We start from the raw sequence: 18,190 nt of genomic DNA, 5'->3' as shown, positions 1-18,190 counted from the left end.
ATGCCCGTCAAGCGTGACCAGGATGCGACCACAGGCACCAAGCTGTTGCGGCTTTTCCAGCGGCTCATGCTTGACGGGCGCCGGCATTACCAGGGCGAGCTCGCCGAATGGCTCAATTGCTCACGGCAGACCATCATCCGCCTGACCACCGAAATCGAGCGCGTCATCGGCGCGAGCCTCGAGACGGGCATGGACCGCCACCGGCGCTGGTACCGCATGGTGCCGCGCTCCGGCTTCCGGCTCGGGCCTGAGCTGGAGGAAGTGCGCTATCTTCGCGTCTGCCGCGACATGGCGGCGCCCTACCTGCCCGAGCAGGTGGCGCACAGGGTCGATGAAAGCATCCTGCGCCTTTCGCTCGCTCTGGGCGACGCCACGGCGAGGGAAAAGGCCGGCCTGCAAAAACCCAGGTTCACCTTTTTCAGCAAGGGGCGCATCGACTACACGCCGTATTTTCCCGTTATCGAGACCCTGCTGGAAGCGCAGGACACGCGCCGCATCTGCATCGCGCACTACCGTGCCGCCGGCAGCAGGCTCTACAAGACGCACAGGCTGGCCGTGGGGCGGCTGATCGCCATGAACAACGCGCTTTATGTGCTGGGCGCCGATGTGCGCGAAGATTTCAGGACCATGCGCCATTTATGCAGTATGGCTGTGCATCGCATCCGCGATGCAAAACTGACGGAGCACCCGGTCCTGTTCACCATTCCCGAGGCCGACCCGGCCACCTTCGGCCTGCCCTGGCACGAGCCCCGCACCTTCCGCATCCGCTTCGCGCCCGGAAAGGTGGCGGACTATGTGCGCGAACGCACCTGGGCGGATACGCAGCGGATGGAGGAGACGCCGGACGGCGGCCTCATCCTCACCATCACCACCCGCAGCCAGCCGGAGCTCGCCGCGTGGGTGCGCAGTTTCGGTGAAGCCGCCGAGCTTGTTTCGGAGGAGGAAGAACATGTTTCGGAAGACCACCGCTGAAGGGCCGTGGGCCTGCTCCAAGTGCGGCTCGCGCCATGTGGAGCTGCGCGACATGCGCCCCGGCATCCCGCTGCTCGACAAGCTCTCGGACCTTTTGGGCGCCCCGGGCGACCCGCGGCGCCAGTGGGGAGCGAAGCGCGTCATCTGCAAGGATTGCGGGCATGTGTCCGTCATCCATGTCATGTAGGCACAGCGGGGCGATATATGGCGACCATGTTCCCGGCGGACAACGAGGCCTTCACCACGGCGGGCGAGGCGACGGTCTACCGCTTCCTCAGGCGCGCCGCCCGGCCAGATGCGGTGTTTTTGGCGTGGTATTCGCCGGACATTGAGGACCGCGAGCCGGACTTCATCCTGCTCTCGCCGGATTCGGGGCTCATCGTGCTGGAGGTCAAGGACTGGCTGGCCGGGCAGGTGCTGGAGGCGGACCCCAAGTCCGCGCTCCTGCAGGTCGGCCCCCGTCAGGAGCGCCGCAAGCAGCCGCTCGCCCAGGCGCGGGAATATGTCAACAGCCTGCTTTCCCTGCTCGGGCGCCATGCGCCGGCAGGCGCCGGGGGCAAGGCCGCGATCCCGTGCCCCGTCACCTGGGGCGCGGTGTTCCCGCACATGCGCCGCGAGGAATTTGAAGCCTGCGGCCTTGGGGAGGTCATGGACGGCGGCCGCGTGCTCTGCTGGGACGACCTCAACGAGGATTCGCCGCTCCTGCGGGACGCCTCGGGCCAGCGCCTGCGCCAGTGGCTGGCCGAGCATTTTCCGCCGCTCTTTCCCTTCAGCCTCACGCCGGAGCAGGTGGCGTGGCTGCGCGCCTGCATCTTCCCGGTGGTGCGGCTCGACCTGCCGCAACGCGGCGGCGCGTCCGTGCCGCGGCAGTCGGCCACGGTCCTCGCGCTGGACCATGAGCAGGAAAACCTCGCCCGCAGCTTCGGCCCCGGCAAGACCCTCATCACCGGGCCCGCGGGCAGCGGCAAGACGCTGGTGCTGGCGCACCAGGCGTGGCACCTGCCGCGGGTGGACAGGCGCATCCGCCGCATTCTCATCACCTGCTTCAATCTCTCGCTGGTGGGCTATATCCGGCGCCTGCTCGCGCGCAAGGGCGTCAGCCTCGGGCCGGACGGCGTGGAGGTGGTGCCCTTTTACAGCCTTTGCGAGCGCATTCTCGGCGAGCCGCTCACCCACGCCAACGAGGGCGGCGACTATTACGAGCTCGTGGTGCGCGAATGCCGGGAGCGCCTTGCGGGCGAACATCCCCTCAAGGGCCGCTGGGACGCCATCCTTGTGGATGAGGGGCAGGATTTTTCCCCGGACATGGCCCGGGTGCTCCTGTGCCTCCTGCCGGAGCACGGCAGCCTCACCGTGGCGCAGGACGAAAACCAGTGCCTCTACCAGCCGGATGCGGCCGGGTGGAGCTCGGCCCTTGTTCCCGGCCTCAGGACGCGCCGCCTCAACCGGCAATATCGGAGCACCCGGCCCATCGCGGCCCTGGCCGCGCGGGTGCTTGGCTTGCCGCCCGGGGGCGCGGAACCGGCGGGAGCCGACGGCCCGGCGCCCCGCTGGCTTGCCAGCAAGGATGCCCGCGCGCAGGTGGAGGATGTGGCCACGGCCGTGGCCGGGCTGGTGCGCGCTGGTGTGCCCATGAGCGAGATCGCCGTGCTCTATGTGCGCAACAGGAATGAAGCCGTGGACAATCTCGCCGAGGCCCTTGTGGAGGCGCTCGAGGCGCGCGGCGTTCTCGCCCGCTGGGCCGCGCGGGACACGGGCAGCAAGCGCGCCTACGACATCACCACCGACAGCGTGACCGTATCCACCATCCACAGCGCCAAGGGCCTCGACTATGCCCGGGTCTTCCTGCTGGGGCTCGACGAGGTGCCGGCGGATGATGAAAAAGCGCGGCGCCTCGCCCATGTGGGCGTGACAAGGGCGCGGGAGGGCCTCACTCTCTGCACCAGCCATGCCGGGGGCCTTGCAGCGGCCCTGAAAGACAGCCTCAAGGGAGAACCTCGATGCAAAAACTGCTGAAACACCTCTGCGCCGTGATGTTCTGCGTCCTCCCCGCCTGCGCGGGCCTGTGCGTGCCCTGCGCCCACGCGGAAGAGGAACTGGCCCCGGGCTACAACGCCTGCATCGATAAGGCCCAGAGCACGGCGGACAATGTGGAGTGCCTCACCGGCGCCTACAACTACTGGGACAAGGCGCTCAACGCCAATTTCAAGAAGGCGCAGGGCGCCTGCGAGGACACGGCGAATGCAAAGGAATGCCGCGCCAGGCTGCTCAAGGCCCAGCGCCTCTGGATACAGTACAAGGAGGCCATGGGCGACGCGCTCTACGGCATGGGCGCCGGGGGCACCATGGACAGCTTGACGGTGGGGCATTTTTTGGCAGAAGAAACGAAAAAACAGGCGCAATTGCTGGCCACAGGCCAATAAAGCGGCAGGGGCGCCTCCGGTGGGCGCCCCTGCGCCCGGCGCGTTTCACGGGGGCACGGCCACCGGGAGCGTGCAACCGCATTCTCCCGTGTCCCCGGGGCGCGGTCGCCGGGCCGGAAACAGCGCACAAGGCGTTTTGTTGCGCGGCAATCGGGAAGTTCAGGAGGCGCGTAAACTCCCGCAAACCAGTTTCTCCTGTCACCCCATGCCTCCTGGCAGGCGAAACAAGGGTGCGCGCACACACATTTATTCATGGAGCCGATCCTCATGCAGCCGAAAATGAGTGTACAGCTTGAAGAACTTGCGAGCATTGCGGAAAAATATGGGAAGCTCACCGAGGGAACACGGGGCGATATCGCCGCCATCCGCCAGGGCATGAAGGATTTTCGGGCCTATGTGCCTTTTCTCGGGGTGTTCACCGTGGGCAAGTCCTCCCTGCTCAACGACTGGCTGGGCGAGAGCCTGCTGCCCGAGGCGCAGGGGGCGACCACCGCGCTTGCCACGGAGCTCCTCCCCGGGCCCGACAGCGCCATGGTCATCGTGCGGGAGGACGGCACGGAAAGGCCCCTGCCCGCGCTGCCCGCCGATGCGGAGGAGGCCAACGCGCCCGAGGCCAGCAACGGCCTCTATGCCTACTGTACCTCGCCCTCGGAAAACCTGGCCCGGGTCTTTCCCGTCGTGCCCGTGGACATGCCCGGCATCAATTCGGGCATCAGGCGGCACACCGAGGCCCTCTACCGCTATGCCAACCGGGGCGCGGCCTTCTTCCTCGTGTTCATGCCCGAGGAGGGCACGCTGCCCGCTGCCATGAAGGCCTTTTTGCAGGAGCTCGAGCTGGGCGGGCGCCCGGTGTGGGTGGTGGTCACCAAGTGCGACACCGCGCATGAGGAGAAAATCACCAGTGTGACGGAGGCCGTCACCGCGCAGCTCGGGGCCATGGGCATCGCGCCCGCGGGGGTGCTTCGGTGCGGCCGGGGAGCGGGCAATACGGCCGAGCGCCTGCAAAAGGCCCTGCTCTCGCTGGACGTGGCGGCGCTCAACGGCAGCGCCCACCTCGAACAGGCGCTGGCGGCCTGCCTGCGCCTCAAGGAGCAGATCGCCACCCTGCAGGATTCCGGCACGCTGGATTCGCGCGAGCTGGACAGGCAGATACGGGCCTGTGACAAGGCTGTGCGCGACCTTGAGGAAGCGCTGCGGGTGGAGGAAAAAAAGCTTGGCAGGAAGCTGGCGGACCTGCCCGCCACCGTGGGCGACGAAGTCCTGCGGGCGCTCGACAGCAATACGGAGACCCTGGCGGCCGCCCTTGAGAGCGGCGAGGAGGTGTTCGCCACAAGGCTCACCGGCCTTGTCAACAAGGTGGTCAACAGCTCCCTCGACGCCGCGCTGGAAAAGGATTTCGGCGACATGATCAAGGATATCGCCAAGACTCTTGAGCTCGAGGACGGGGAGGCCTTCGATCCCCGCAAGCTTCGCGACAGCGTCCAGGTGGCCACAAAGACGCTGACCACGGTGGCGAAGATCCTGAAGAAAATACAGGGCGCCGGCCAGTACTACAAGGTGGTCACCACCATCCTTGCGCTCACCACATCGGTGGTCGCGCCTCTCGTGGAGCTGGTCATCATTTTTCTGCCCGAGCTGCTGTCGCTCTTCAACTCAAAGGAAAACCAGCGGGCAAAGCTGGCCGGGGAGCTCAGGGCCAGGGTGTTCCCGGCCGTTCAGGGCGCTGTTATCAAGGAGCTCCACGCGCTGCTCCCGGAGATAAAGGGCGATCTCGTGGCCGCCTTGCGCAAGGAGTGGTCGGACCGGCTCGAGGACGCCAAGGCCGCCCTCGAGGAGGCCCGGGCCGGCAAGGAAAGCGCCGAGGACGCCCATCGGCAGGCCATGGCGGCCTTCGACGCGGACCTCGCCCGGATCAACGACCTCGTGGCCGCCATCAGGGCCGGTGTCCGCGCCGGCGCGCCGGCCTGAACGCAAGCCCGTGGGGTGCGCCCCTGCGCCGCCCCTGCAGAGGAGAAAAGCAGCCATGAAGTCCGCAGCCCAATTCATGGAATCGGTGGAAAACATCGGCGAGCGGCTTGCGCCGTATGACAGCCTGCTCGCCACGCAGGACCTGCAGAATTTCAAAAACCTTGCCCGCAACCTGCGCGAGGCCCTGCGGGAAGAGGAAACCAAGGGCAAGACCTTGCGCCTCGGTATTGTGGGGTCGGTCAAGGCGGGCAAGTCCACCTTTCTCAACGCGCTGTTGTTCAATGGCGAGGAGGTGCTGCCCAAGGCCGCCACGCCCATGACGGCATCGCTCACCCGGCTGGGCTTTTCCGAAAACCAGTTCCTCAACTTCGTGTTCTATACCCATGAGGACTGGCAGATCATTAAGTCGGCCCACAGGGAAGTGGAGCGCGCCCTCGACAGGGCGGTGCGGCAGGCCGAGGCGGAGGAGGAAAAGCGGGCGCGCCAGGTTCCGGGCTACCTGCCGCGGCCCATAGAGAAAAACCACGTCTTTGAAACCCTCAACCTGCCCGAAAGCCAGAAGGCCTGTTACGAGCTGGTGGAACAGGCCGAAAAGAACGGCCTTGACGTTTTCAGGCTGCTCGGAAAGGGCGAGAGAAAAGAAATAGCCACCCTCGACGAGGTCTGCCGGCTGCTCAGGGAATATGTGGGCAGTGACGGCAAATACTCCCCCATAGTGAAATATGTGGAGATGGGCATCAACAACGCCACCCTGAAGGACCTGGAAATCGTCGACACGCCGGGGCTCAATGATCCCATCCGCTCCCGCAGCGAAGAGACCTACAAGTTCATGGGGCAGTGCGACGCCGTGTTCCTGCTCTCGCGCGCGTCGCAATTCCTCAGCGGCGAGGACATGCAGCTTTTGGGGCGCACCTTGCTGGACAACGGCATAAGCCGCGTCTCGGTCATCGCCACCCAGATGGACCTCGGGGCGCAGAACGAGGTCGGCAAGACCAGCTCCTATTCCAGGGCGCTGGAGAATACGCTGGATAACGTGCTGCGCACGGGCAAGCGGAACAATGTGCCGCAGGCGCCCATCCCGGTGAGCAGCCTCTTCGAGATCCTGGCCTGCAAAATGGAGGGCGGAAAGCCCCTGGGCCCGGACGAGAAACAGGTGCTGGAAAGGAACCTCAGGCGCTTCAAGGAGCATGTGCCGGCAAGCCCCGCCGACTTTCGGGAGATTGCCAACATGGGGGCCGTGCGCGAGGAGCTCGCCAAGTACCGGGAGGACAAGGACAGGATCATTGAGGAGCACCAGAAAGACCGCGCCCGCGAGGCGCGGCGCACATTCATCGAGATCCTCACCGCGCTGGGCCGGGCCGTGGACACGGACAGCCGCATCCTCGAGGAGCACGACATGGGCTCCCTCAAGGCCTTGCGCGCCGGCCTGCTGGAGCTCATGGACTCGGTCTCGCTGCCCATCAGCGATGTTTTCTCGCGCATGGAAAACGAGGTCGGCCAAAAATTCGCCGATCTCAAGAACAGGATCACAGCTAACGCGAAGCGTTTTGAAGACATTGATGTCAATGTCTCCGCCCGCAATGAAGACCGGCACCACACCACGGGCATGTTGTGGTGGAAAAAGACGCATACCACCACCGTCACCATCACGACCTACACGGCGCAGCTGGTGAATGCTCTCGAGCTCCTGCGGAAGTACGCGGCGCATTGCGAAGAGGATATCAATGACACCGTGAAGGAACTGGTGGACAAGGACAAGCTCAATGAGACCCTCAAGCGCATCGTGCTGCCCTTTTACCGGAAGTTTGAGGCCAGCAACCTGCGCCTGCCCATGAGCGAGGAGATGATCCTCCACCCGGTCAACGCGCTGGTGCAGGAATTCAACATCCCTCAATGGCAGTTTGACAACACGCCCTACAATTCGGTCCTGCAAAGCGGCTTTGAGGACAAGATCGAGAACGACGCGATCTACAGGTTCAAGACCGCGTTTGAGCTCCAGTTGCAGGAACTGTGCAAGGATATGCGGAAAAACCTTGAGGAGCGCCAGGGCCAGATCGTCGACAAGCTGCATGATGCGCGGGTCAATTTCGCCGGAGAGGTGCGCCAGCTGCTCGAGGGGCAGATGGCAAAGCTCATGGAGCAGATGAACGACAGGCAGGAGAGCGTGGGGCGCTACGCCGAATGCCGGAATACCCTGGAGCAGTGCAAGAAGCTGCTGGTGGAATAGCCGATGGGCTTTTACGACAAAATTCAACAAAAGTATGAGTCGCTGGACGAGACGGCGTGCGGCCTGGATGAGGCCGAGGCGCTGAAACTGCTGGGGCGCCTGTGCTCGAAAACGAAGCAATGGGACGAGCTCGTGCGGCACCGGCGGCTCAGCAGTTGCCTCTCGCACTGGCTGCCGGAAATCCTGAGCCGGGCCGGCCTCGGCGACCCGGGCCTCAGGCAGGCTTTCGGCAGGCTCGACCAGCTGGCGGCGTCCATCCTCGAGAACGCGCGCCTGCCCATGCTGCGGCATAAAACCGTGCTCGGCATCGGCGGCGCGTTCAGCGCGGGCAAGTCCCGTTTTCTCAATGCGCTCACCGGCCGGGAATGCCTGCCGGAAGAGCAGGGGCCCGCCACTGCCATAGGCACCTACCTGGTCCGCGGGCCGGAGTTCTCCATCCTCGCCCACACCAAGGGCAACGGGCTGGAGGCCCTGCGGATGGAAGAGCTCCGGACCATAAGCCACAAGTTCCATGCCGCCTACAAAATCGGCTTTGCCGATGTGCTGCACAAATTGGTCATCACCTCGCCGGACTTTTTGGAACACCTCGTCCTGCTGGATACGCCCGGCTATACGAAACCGGCGGACGGCAAGGCGCTGGAGGCCGTGGACAGGCGCATCGCGCGCGAGCACCTGAAAAACAGCGATTACCTCATCTGGCTCATTGATATCGGCAGCGGCGCCATCACCGAGACGGACGTAACCTTCCTGAAGGAGCTGGAGCCCAGAAACCCCTTCCTGGTCGTTTTCAACAAGGCCGATGGGAAATCCACCGGGGAGATAGCGGATGTGGTGCGGCGCTCGGAAGATCTCCTCGCGTCAAAGGGGATGCGCGTTTTCGGCGTCACGGCCTATTCCTCGGCTGACAAGGAAGAATACCTGGGCAGGAACCTTGTCCGCGACTATATCGCCCAGGCCAGGCGGTCGCAGCCCTTTTCCCCGCGCGAAGAGCTGGCCGCGCTTGAGCGGCAATGGAGCGCGAGCTTCACGAAACAGAAGGCGGAAATCGCCGCCGACCTCTATGCCATCCAGGATGCCGTGACAGGCTCCGCCAGGGTCTCGGCCATTCTGGGCATGATCGGTGTCTATTCCTCCCTGTCACGCGACAGCACCACGCTCTATTATGAGGAGAAAAGCTTTCACAAGGGCATGGAAGAGTTTTTCCGCACCGTGGGGGACTTTCTCTAGCCGCCGCCCGCGGCCGTCGAGGGCGCGGCCCCCGGGCATGTTTTACGGGCGCTTGCCGGAGCCCACGCGCAGAGGAGCATGTGCAATGGCCTCACAACCCAGTGAAGTCCTGGAGTTTTTGTCCAAGTTTCTCCCCCTCGCCAATGACTGGTCAGGGGAGTGGAATCGCTTTGCGGAAAGCGTCCGCGAGCTGGAGGAAAGCCTCGTCTTTCCCTCGGCCTATCCGGGCAAGCGGGCCTTTCGCAAGAACATGGACTTTCTCCTGAAAAGGCTGTTTTTCTTTTGCCGCTTTCCGTGGCTCGGGGGCAAGTGCCTCATCGGGCGCATCGGCTATCGGGAGCCCCTCTCCGTGCGCCACGGTCTTCCGGCCATAGTGAGCATCCCCATCCTCTACGCGCCGCAGGTGGAGACCACGCTCTACACCCCGCAGGGCAGCGCCCTTGACTACCCCCGGGAGGAGATTCCCCGCATTCTCCACGCCATCCGCACCTCCAGTGGCGATGTGGACGCGCTCTTTTCGCTGATCGCCGTCAGGGACGCGTCGCTGCCGAAGGATGCTGTCCTTGTGGACTTTCCTTCCCGTTGCCAGCCGGAGAACCTTTTTTTCAAGCCCCTGCTGGCGGCGGCCGAGCAAATCAAGCTCTTCCCCTCCGGGGTCCTTTCCCGCGAGGCCGAGCGTTTTTTGCAATCGCGGCGCCCCCTTTTCCCCGTATGGGTGGAGCCCGCGCATGAGAAGTTCGCCGTCAGGCTGCCGCGCAAGGCCGATGAACCCCGGCCGGACTGGCGCTGTGGCGGCTATATCCCTTTTCAGTTTCTCTGCGAATGTTTCCTTGCCGCCCCCCAAGTGTGGAGCGGCCTCCAGGGGCAGCGCCTTGGCCGCCAGGAAGGGCGGCTCACCGAGGACCTCATCCTCAACGACGCCGACCGGGAGTTGAAAAAGCACCTTGCCGGCGTGCGGGAAAAATGCCGGAGCGCGCTGGAGCAGCTCGGCCAATGGCAGGCGCGGTACGCCGATGCCGCCAAAAAAATCGGCGAAATGGCGGCCGCCCTCGACACCCGCATTGCCGGGGTCTCAAAGGTGCAGCCGCTCACGGGCATCGCATGGCAGCACAATAATGACTGGAGCGTGGCCGAAACCCATCTTCTCGACCTCGTCAGCGCCGGAAACCCGGGCGCCGTGGTTAAATTCACCGCAGCCCTCGCGGACAAGGGCTATCCCTATCCCGGCATTCTCGCCAGCGCCAGGGCCGCGCTCGGCGACGGCAGCCCGGACGCTTCCATCGCCGGCATGGATAACCGGCTCGCGCATGTGCTGACCATCCTCTTGAGAGACAGGCTTGGCCTGGGCATCGAGGAGGCCGGCAAAAGCCACGCGTGGCCGCTGGTGGCCGAGTGCCCGGACATCGCCGACAGGCTGCCCGAGCTCTATTTTGCCGCCGGCGTGGCCTTTTGTCATGAGGGCAACACGGAAGCCGGCACGGAATTCTTGCGCAAGGCCTTGAAAAACGGGCACGAAGCCGCGGGGAAGACGCTGTATGACCATGCCAGGCTGGCCAGCGATGAGAAGACCATCAAGTTTCTTGCCAATCACCTCGTGCCCGCAGCCTGCTATGACATGGCGCTGGCCGGCGGCAGGGAGCCCAGCAGGGGCAGGGGCCTGTTCTACCTCTATGCGGCGGCGGCGCGGGGCCATGTGGACGCCCTGCGCGCGCTTGCCAGTGAGGAGCGCATCAAGTCCTTCCGCAACTCCCTCACCGAAGAGCAAAAGAAAGTGCACCGGCTGCATGCCATCGGCATTTACCGGCGCCTTGAGGAAATGCGGGCGCCCTTGTCCAGCAAGGAGCTCTGCGAGCTCGGGTCCATGCTCAACTATGAGCGGCGCTACCAGGAGGCGTTCAATTACCTGTCGCAAAGCCGGGAGGCCCATGCCTACTGCCTGCTCGGGCGCATGTATCATTATGGCAATGGTGTTTCCATTGATGTGGACAAGGCGCGCCTGTTCTATGGCAAGGCAATAGAGGGCGGGGACAGCAGGGCGCCCGGGCTCCTTGAAAAGTTGGACGCCCATGAGCGCAGGCGCCGGCAAGCCCGCAGCCGGGGCACCGATTACCACAGGAAGGAAGAGACGGTCTCTTCCTCCTCCAGCGGCGGCGGCGGGTGTTTTCTCACAACGGCCACCTGCCGGGCAAAAGGCTTGCCGGATGATTGTGATGTGCTCACCGCCTACCGCCGTTTTCGTGACGAAATTCTTTTAGCCACGGGCGAGGGGCGGGCCCTGGTTGCGGAATATTATCGCATAGCCCCGGATATCGTCCGCGTCATTGAGAGCAGGCCCGACAGTGAAAAAATTTATGCGACCATGTGGGAAGAATATCTTGAACCGGGATACAGATTGGTGCTGGAGCACAAGAACAGCGCCGCGAAAGAGCTCTATATCCAGCTTGTGCGGTGGCTTGCAAAAAATATCTGTTAAGCGGCTTCCCGGCGCGGCGTGAGACGGCGCGCATCGCCCGCAACCCTCCCGCCCGTTCCCGGAACTGCGCGGTGGGGAACATGCCGGCGCCGTCAGGATAAGCCAATGCCTGCTGGTGTGAAATCCATGCCTGCATCCCTATAGTATTGCAGGAAATTATTTTTTCGTACCACGGACCCGGGAGTTCTCCCCGCGGGGTTCACCTCGACCCTCTGGGCTCGCTTACGCCGCTTCCCGGTTCACAGGGCTGCGCGCCAGCACTCCGCGCACGGCTGGCTAACGGAGAACCTCCGCATCCCCGGCCAGTTCTCTCCCCCCGGTCGCGGGACAAGGCCTATGAGTGAGCATATCGATTTTTATTACAATGTTAATTTGTAATGATATTGAGGCGATAAAATAAACCTGCATAGGTTCGTTTCAGGTGGGTTTCCTCCCGCGCAGCCTTGATTTAATGCCATGTATCATCTATTCAAAACCTGATTCCCAAGGATTCCAGCTGACAGGATATTTTTCGGCTCTGGCGCACGTTGTTTCCAGGCCTCATCTCTCCACAACCCCCAAAACACGGATCGGATCATGCCGGAAAAAAAGTATTTTCAACCCGAAATCGAATGCGCGCCCGTTGAACAGCTTTTTGCCTGGCAGGACGAGCGCCTGCGCGACACGGTGAAACGGGTGTATGAAAATGTGCCCTATTACCGCAACCTTATGGACAAACGCGGCGTCAAGCCGGAGGACATCCGGGGCCGCCAGGACCTGCACCTGCTGCCCTTCCTGGACAAGAACGACCTGCGCGAGGCCTATCCCTACGGCCTTCTGGCGCGGCCCCTTTCCGATTGCGTGCGCATCCAGTCCACCAGCGGCACCACGGGCAAGCGCGTGGTGGCCTTTTACACGCAGCCGGATATCGACTTGTGGGACGAATGCTGCGCGCGGGCCATCGTGGCGGCCGGGGGCGACAAGAACGATGTGGTCCATGTCTGCTACGGCTATGGCCTGTTCACCGGCGGCCCGGGCCTGAACGGCGGCTCGCACAAGGTGGGCAGCCTGACGCTCCCCATGTCGTCGGGCAATACCGAGCGGCAGATCCAGTTCCTGTGCGACCTTGAGGCCACCATCCTGTGCTGCACGCCGTCCTACGCGGCCTATATTGGCGAAATGATTGCCGAAAAGGGCCTCAAGCACAAGCTCAAGCTCAAGGCGGGCATCTTCGGGGCGGAGGCCTGGAGTGAGGAGATGCGCAAAAGCATCGAGGAGAGCCTGGGCATCAAGGCCCACGATATTTATGGCCTGACCGAGCTTTCCGGCCCCGGCGTTTCCTTTGAGTGCGAGGAACAATCCGGGCTGCACATCAACGAGGATCACTTCATCCCGGAAATCATCGACCCCGAGACCGGGGAAGTCCTCCCCGAGGGCGAGGTGGGCGAGCTGGTGTTCACCAGCATCACCAAGGAGGCCTTCCCGCTCATCCGCTACCGCACGCGGGATATTTGCAAGCTCTCGCGCAAGCCCTGCTCCTGCGGGCGCACGCACATCAAGATGTCGCGCCCCATGGGCCGAAGCGACGACATGCTCATCGTCAAGGGCGTCAACGTCTTCCCCTCGCAAATCGAGACCGTGCTCATCAACCGCAACTATCCAGCCAATTACCAGATAATCGTGGACAGGGTGAAGAACAGCGACACCCTCGAAGTGCAGGTCGAAATGACCAACGAGATGTTCTCGGACAGCCTCTCCGCCGTCGCCGCCAAGGAAAACGAACTGGTGGCGGACTTGAAGTCCATGCTCGGCATCCACGCCAACGTCAAGCTGGTGGCGCCCAAGTCCATCACGCGCAGCGAAGGCAAGGCCCAGCGCGTCATCGACAAGCGGAAACTGCATTAATTTCTGGAGCGTGAACCATGCCTATCAAGCAAATATCTGTCTTTATCGAGAACAAGCCCGGCTCGCTTTCGGCCGTGGCCAACGTGCTGCGGGAGCACAAGATCGACCTGCGCGCCCTCTCGCTCGCCGACGTGCAGGATTACGGCATCTTGCGCATCATCGTCGATGATGTGTACGCCGCCACCACTGTGCTGCGTGATGCCGGCTATGTGTTCAAGATCACGCCCATGCTGGCGGTGGTGCTGAAAGACCAGGCCGGGAGCCTTGCGGACGCGCTCGAGGTGCTCGGCAACCACAACATCAACATCGAATACCTGTACGCCTTCGCGGGCCGGGAGCATGACCGCGCCTATGTGGCCTTCCGCCTTGACGACGGGGAAATGGACAAGGCCGCGGCCATCCTGCAGGAGGCCGGCTTCCCGACCATTTCCTCGGACGGGGAGAACGGCAAGATACTCTGGTAAGCGCGCCGCGCTTTTTGATGCGCGATTGACAGGGGGCATGCCGCGGGTGTGCCCCCCTTTCGTTTAATGGGCCAAGCCGGGCAGCGGGTCAACCAAGAGGCGCTATGCCTGGCATGCCACCGGGTGCGCCGGTGCGCAGTTCAAGAGGTTTTCTCCCATGCCCCTGAATGAGCGGGGGCCGTGGCATCCATCATTTCGAGCAAGGCTTCCGCATAGCCGGGGCGGTTCCTGTTCATCACGGCAAATGAGCCGAGCATGGCTTCCATATCGGTTTTATTGAGGCCATAGAGCCTGCTGACGGTGAGGTCGTTTTCGCGCCGTGCCATGTCCGCCACTTTCTCCGTGGTGATGCGGTCGGCCGGCTCAAGCCCCAACTGCGGGAAGAGGGGCTCGAAGGCTTCCTTGTTGTAATAGGCCGAAAGGCGCAGGCCATTGCGCGCCAGCCGCAGGAACTCGGGATTGGTGGCGATTTCGGCCGCCGTGGGCTGAGGCATGGGCATACGCCAGATATAGGTCTTGTTCACGTTGATGGTTATCGAGCAACGCATGACCCAGTCAAAGACGAGGGAATTGAAAAAAGCCTGCGCGAAAAACAGCGTCTTTACATCCTGTGGCTTGACGGTCACCTCCTTGCCGTCCAGCACATAGCGTTTGGGGATGGATACCCACAGGGAGTTTTGCGCGCCCACATTGGCCGGAATGACGGCCGCAATCATGGTGCGCTCATTGGTGTCGCTGGCAATCGCCCGGAAAGCCAGCCTGGGGAAATGCCTGTCCGGGACGATGAACTGGTCAAGCTCCGTAGCCTTTTTCAGGCCAAGCGCGTCAAGCACGGCCTTTATCTGGGATTTTTTTCCGGTCCCGGGAAGTTGCCGGTACACATCATCAATGATCCGCCTTCTTTCCTTGGAAAGAAGATGCCTGTCAAATTCCGCCACATTGAGCCAGTATTCGTTTCTGTTTTCCGCCCCCGCCTGCTTCCAGTACTGGCTGTTGAACTGCCAGATGCACGCCCCCTTGTAGAGCGGGATCATGCCCTCAACATGATGCTCATGGAAAATCTTCTTGTCCGTGGTAGCATCCAGCTCCCTGCGGAAATCGATCCAGGCAGGGTCAAGATACGGATAGCCGGAACCGTGGATTTTTCGCAGGATGTCCAACTCGGCCCGGCTCCTGACCTCCATGAGCGCATGCCAGCCGGGGGAGGTCAGGTTCACATCCTCCATCGTGTAGGCAAAATTCCTGCTCTTGTCTTCCAGCTCGGTGGGCGATGTGAGCATAAACCGGGCGTTGGCGGCCTTTTCCGATGCAGGCATGTCGCCCCTGGGCTTCTCGATTTGCATCAAGCCATATTTATAGCGTATGTCTATATCTGAAAACAGCTTTTCCCTGTTCTCAAAGCCATAAAAGGAGCGAAGCCAGAATTTGTCGAAAATGTGTTTCCGCAGTTGTGTAGAGCCCTCGTCCGTCCACAGGGCTGTCGGAATCACATAATTCAGGGTGCCGCCTTTGCGGAGCAGGCCGAGGTTCTTTTCCACGAAAAAGCGGAACAGGTTGCCGTCTCCCTCGCCCTGGGAGCGGGGGAAATGCTCCTTGTAATACTCGTTCGCCGCAAGGATGCCGTTTTCCTCCTTTTCATACCGTTCCCTGATGAAGGGCTTGGCGAGCAGGTCGGTTGCTGTGCGCCGTTTTTCGCTGTTGCTCATCTGCCGGTAATTGGAGCGGTATTGCGAGTAAAAATCCGGGTCGGAAAACTTGGTCTTGTCCCAGGGCGGATTGCCGACGATCACGTCAAAGCCCTTTGCCCCGGGAGACGCGAACACTTCGGGGAATTCCAGTTGCCAGTTGAAAAAGCGGTATTTTTCGCGCATGCGCTCAATGACAGCCGCTGTTTTTTCCCAGCCCCAGGCCTTGTCGCGCAACTCCTGGGCCAATCCCACATAGTTCTTCAGCAGGGCAAGCGCCTTTCGCTTCTTTTCAGCGGCCCCTTCCCTGTAGGAATTTTTCCATTTCTCACTCTCAGGGAAGTTCATGCTGCTGGGCGCCAGGCCCTCCGCCATCCTGCTGTCGGCCTCGCTCTCGGCCAGCAGCATGTCGGCCGCGTTCAGCAGGTCAAAATACTTGTTCATCTCTTCAAGCCGGGGCTGGATCTCGGCCTGATAGATATTCTTTGAGGTGGTGATGTCGGCGGCGGTGGTATCCTGCAAATCGCTCAGCTTTTGGAAGACATCGCTCAGCGAGCGGAAAGTCTGCGTTATGGTCGTATCCAGCAGGTTGCCCTGGCCGGTATTGAGCCTTTCATTCACCCGTGCCAGCGAGCACCCGGCAAGGGAATTCCCCGCCTTGACATGGTGCTCGATGAACGAGAGCGGCGTGCCGAACACGAACGTCTCTATCCAGAGGCTCAACCTGGTGAGCTCCACGGCGAAAGGCTGCGCGTCCACACCATAGATGGTTCTTTTAAGCAGTATCCTTTTCAGGATGGACAATTCATCGACCGCTATCCCCAGCTTCAGGAGCCCGAGCTGCTCCAGTGCTTCATTGATGCGCTTTTTCTCATCCTCCAGAATGGGCTTCAGCTTCGCATCATCCTCTATCCGGGCGATGGCAAGCTGGGTGAGATATTGCAGGGACTCGACAAGCATGTGGCCGCTGCCGCAGGCATTGTCCAGTATCTTCAGGTCCAGCAGGCTTTCGGTCGCGCCGAGCTTGGCCACGGCATCGTCAAGCGCGGCCTTCACCAGCGGGCGCGACAGGGATTGCGGCGTATAATAGCTGGCGGACTGCTTCCTGCTGTTTTTGCCGCCCACAAGGTAAACTTCGCCTTTTGTATAGCCCACAACATCGCTTGTGATAGTGAAGTTCTTTTCGATCTTCCTGTAATCTTCCGTATCGAAGTAGCCTTCGATCGTTTCGGCCTTTCCCTTTTTCTTTTCCTTGTAGGTGAAGTACCACAGGTTTTCTTCCGCTATGCGGAATTCAAATTCAAGCAGGCTTTCATATATTCGCCCGAGCTGGATGACGGAGAGCGAAGAAAAATCCCGGATATAGCCGGTGGCGCTTTCGCCATAGAGCATGTCAAGCAGCTCAAAGACCTCAAGATTGGTCATCACCTTGGGGCGGTCCAGCATGGCGGCCACGCGCCTTGCAAACAGGCCGCCGTTGAAGAGGGGAATGTCCAGATTGGGATTGCCCTCATCCAGGGTGCGGAACAGCGTTTGCAGGTCGTTCCAGCACTGGTAGCCGTCTCTCTCTCTCTCTCCCTCTCTCTCTCTCTCTCTCTCTCTCTCTCTCTCTCTCTCTCTCTCTCTCTCTCTCTCTCTCTCTCTCTCCACGGCCACAAATTCCTTTGCGCGCAGGTAGACGCTCATCAGGGAGATGTTCTGGTAGCCCTGATGCCTGCGCAGTATGTGCCTGTGCCTGTCTTCAAAGAAGGCGATGAAGATGAGCCTGAAAGTGAAGTAAAGGCAATTTTTGTAAAGCTCGGTGAGAATGGTGGGATCTTGCCTCTCCTGCGCCCGGAAAAGAAAAACGCCGCATTTTTCAAACAGCGAGTCGCGCCCGTTCAATCCATAGATGACATTGCGCAGTTCTTCTTCAGACTGGGTTTTGCGCCTCAGGCTCTCCTTGGCGACCAGCACGGCCGGGGATTCCGTGTCCCCGGACGCGATATGGCCGGCATGACCATAAATGCCGAGGAAGATGCGCAGGGCGTTCACATTGCGGCTTTGCACAAGCCTGTCGAAATCCATGGCCAAGTAACGCTTTTCCGAAAATATGTCGGAATTGTCCACATACCAGATTTCATGGCCGTTGCTCAAAAAGCCGAAGGGAAGCCGCAAATAGACGAGATAATCCATAAGCTGGAAATAGGGGTTGCTGTTGTCCGTCTTCCCGTTGTCCAGCTTAACGTTTTCTGCCTTGTCCTCCCAAATTGAAAAAAGTGTTTTCAAGGGCTTGGCATCAGTTGGCGAGGCAAGAAAAGTGTGTTTGTCCTGTCCGCTCGCAAAAAGGAAGAAGTCGGGGATTTTTTTATTGCCATGAAACTTGAATTTCTGCTGATAGGCATGCGGCCAGTTCAGTTCGTCCAATAAAGCGGAAGTAAAGGAAAGGTCGAGATTGGCTTCCGAGTCGCCCGTGACGATCCTTTTGCGTATAGGTTCCAGCCTTTCAAATACCGCATCGGGATCAGCGATTTCAGGAAGCGTTGCTAAAATCTCATGCTCAAAGAAATTGCGGTCATAGAGATGATTGTCGAAAATACCGTCGTAGCTCATGTATCCACCTTTCTGGCGAAAAATTTTCCTTGGTGAATGATAGGCGGTTGGAAGAAGTGGGGCAAGCGCAGCCATGCGCTGCGTCAATGGCAGGCAGGGACAAGAGGGCGAGGTTTCGACGGGCGAGAATTTTGCAGGTTTCCGACCCAGGAATGTCATCGACCTCATGCTTTCCGAAGGCCAAATCACGAATTATTGCTGCCCGATTAAGTGCCAAGAAAAAATCTAAAATCTCAAAGAGAGATGGCACGCCGGCTCAAGACAAGGAGCGCTAC

11 protein-coding genes are annotated in these 18,190 nt (G+C 61.3%); 10 read left to right on the top strand and 1 reads right to left on the bottom strand.

The genetic code is table 11. The features are described 5' to 3' along the window. The 10 genes from G7Y54_RS09855 to G7Y54_RS09810 all read left to right on the top strand — a co-directional run bounded on the left by G7Y54_RS09855 (position 1) and on the right by G7Y54_RS09810 (position 13,638). The gene (locus tag G7Y54_RS09855; protein ID WP_165079146.1) at positions 1 to 972 is read left to right on the top strand and encodes a WYL domain-containing protein; all 972 of its coding nucleotides are present in this window, start codon (positions 1 to 3) and stop codon (positions 970 to 972) included. Beyond that, on the top strand, positions 950 to 1,159 hold the full coding sequence (locus tag G7Y54_RS09850; RefSeq protein WP_165079145.1) for a hypothetical protein: 210 nt from the start codon (positions 950 to 952) through the stop codon (positions 1,157 to 1,159). The genes G7Y54_RS09855 and G7Y54_RS09850 overlap by 23 nt, the downstream gene beginning before the upstream one ends. Positions 1,160 to 1,176: 17 nt before the next feature. Continuing rightward, positions 1,177 to 2,988 (top strand): NERD domain-containing protein/DEAD/DEAH box helicase, encoded by a 1,812-nt coding sequence (locus G7Y54_RS09845; protein ID WP_165079144.1) that lies wholly within the window; start codon positions 1,177 to 1,179, stop codon positions 2,986 to 2,988. After that, positions 2,973 to 3,395, top strand: coding sequence for a lysozyme inhibitor LprI family protein (locus tag G7Y54_RS09840; protein ID WP_165079143.1), 423 nt, complete (start codon positions 2,973 to 2,975; stop codon positions 3,393 to 3,395). The genes G7Y54_RS09845 and G7Y54_RS09840 overlap by 16 nt, the downstream gene beginning before the upstream one ends. A 279-nt stretch (positions 3,396 to 3,674) precedes the next feature. After that, positions 3,675 to 5,363 carry a dynamin family protein gene (locus G7Y54_RS09835; protein WP_165079142.1) on the top strand — a complete coding sequence of 563 codons (1,689 nt, stop codon included), beginning with the start codon at positions 3,675 to 3,677 and terminating at the stop codon, positions 5,361 to 5,363. Positions 5,364 to 5,418: 55 nt separating this feature from the next. Beyond that, positions 5,419 to 7,590: a dynamin family protein gene (locus tag G7Y54_RS09830; RefSeq protein ID WP_165079141.1), complete on the top strand. Its 2,172-nt coding sequence runs from the start codon at positions 5,419 to 5,421 to the stop codon at positions 7,588 to 7,590. 3 nt (positions 7,591 to 7,593) lie between these two features. Beyond that, positions 7,594 to 8,817 (top strand): dynamin family protein, encoded by a 1,224-nt coding sequence (locus G7Y54_RS09825; protein WP_165079140.1) that lies wholly within the window; start codon positions 7,594 to 7,596, stop codon positions 8,815 to 8,817. Positions 8,818 to 8,902: 85 nt separating this feature from the next. After that, entirely contained in the window at positions 8,903 to 11,290 is a 2,388-nt protein-coding gene (locus tag G7Y54_RS09820; RefSeq protein WP_165079139.1) for an SEL1-like repeat protein, read from the top strand. 576 nt (positions 11,291 to 11,866) lie between these two features. Next, positions 11,867 to 13,174, top strand: coding sequence for a phenylacetate--CoA ligase (locus tag G7Y54_RS09815; protein WP_165079138.1), 1,308 nt, complete (start codon positions 11,867 to 11,869; stop codon positions 13,172 to 13,174). 17 nt (positions 13,175 to 13,191) lie between these two features. Beyond that, positions 13,192 to 13,638, top strand: a complete 447-nt coding sequence (locus G7Y54_RS09810; protein ID WP_165079137.1) for an acetolactate synthase — start codon at positions 13,192 to 13,194, stop codon at positions 13,636 to 13,638. A gap of 140 nt (positions 13,639 to 13,778) precedes the next feature. On the opposite strand, the gene G7Y54_RS09805 is transcribed toward G7Y54_RS09810, so the two are convergent. Further along, positions 13,779 to 17,915: an N-6 DNA methylase gene (locus tag G7Y54_RS09805; RefSeq protein WP_206214946.1), complete on the bottom strand. Its 4,137-nt coding sequence runs from the start codon at positions 17,913 to 17,915 to the stop codon at positions 13,779 to 13,781. Positions 17,916 to 18,190 lie beyond the last annotated feature (275 nt).

The sequence above is a fragment of the Desulfovibrio sp. ZJ746 genome (assembly GCF_011039155.1).
Classification (GTDB): Bacteria; Desulfobacterota; Desulfovibrionia; order Desulfovibrionales; family Desulfovibrionaceae; genus Desulfovibrio.
The sequence above is the reverse complement of the archived record's forward strand: the minus strand, read 5'-3'. Positions and strand labels throughout refer to the sequence as shown.

What these genes read in the sequence shown, in the direction of transcription:
- G7Y54_RS09855 (WP_165079146.1), top strand. Translation starts at nt 1, where the DNA reads ATGCCCGTCAAGCGTGACCAGGATGCGACCACAGGCACCAAGCTGTTG.
- G7Y54_RS09850 (WP_165079145.1), top strand. Translation starts at nt 950, where the DNA reads ATGTTTCGGAAGACCACCGCTGAAGGGCCGTGGGCCTGCTCCAAGTGC.
- G7Y54_RS09845 (WP_165079144.1), top strand. Translation starts at nt 1,177, where the DNA reads ATGGCGACCATGTTCCCGGCGGACAACGAGGCCTTCACCACGGCGGGC.
- G7Y54_RS09840 (WP_165079143.1), top strand. Translation starts at nt 2,973, where the DNA reads ATGCAAAAACTGCTGAAACACCTCTGCGCCGTGATGTTCTGCGTCCTC.
- G7Y54_RS09835 (WP_165079142.1), top strand. Translation starts at nt 3,675, where the DNA reads ATGAGTGTACAGCTTGAAGAACTTGCGAGCATTGCGGAAAAATATGGG.
- G7Y54_RS09830 (WP_165079141.1), top strand. Translation starts at nt 5,419, where the DNA reads ATGAAGTCCGCAGCCCAATTCATGGAATCGGTGGAAAACATCGGCGAG.
- G7Y54_RS09825 (WP_165079140.1), top strand. Translation starts at nt 7,594, where the DNA reads ATGGGCTTTTACGACAAAATTCAACAAAAGTATGAGTCGCTGGACGAG.
- G7Y54_RS09820 (WP_165079139.1), top strand. Translation starts at nt 8,903, where the DNA reads ATGGCCTCACAACCCAGTGAAGTCCTGGAGTTTTTGTCCAAGTTTCTC.
- G7Y54_RS09815 (WP_165079138.1), top strand. Translation starts at nt 11,867, where the DNA reads ATGCCGGAAAAAAAGTATTTTCAACCCGAAATCGAATGCGCGCCCGTT.
- G7Y54_RS09810 (WP_165079137.1), top strand. Translation starts at nt 13,192, where the DNA reads ATGCCTATCAAGCAAATATCTGTCTTTATCGAGAACAAGCCCGGCTCG.
- G7Y54_RS09805 (WP_206214946.1), bottom strand. Translation starts at nt 17,915, where the DNA reads ATGAGCTACGACGGTATTTTCGACAATCATCTCTATGACCGCAATTTC.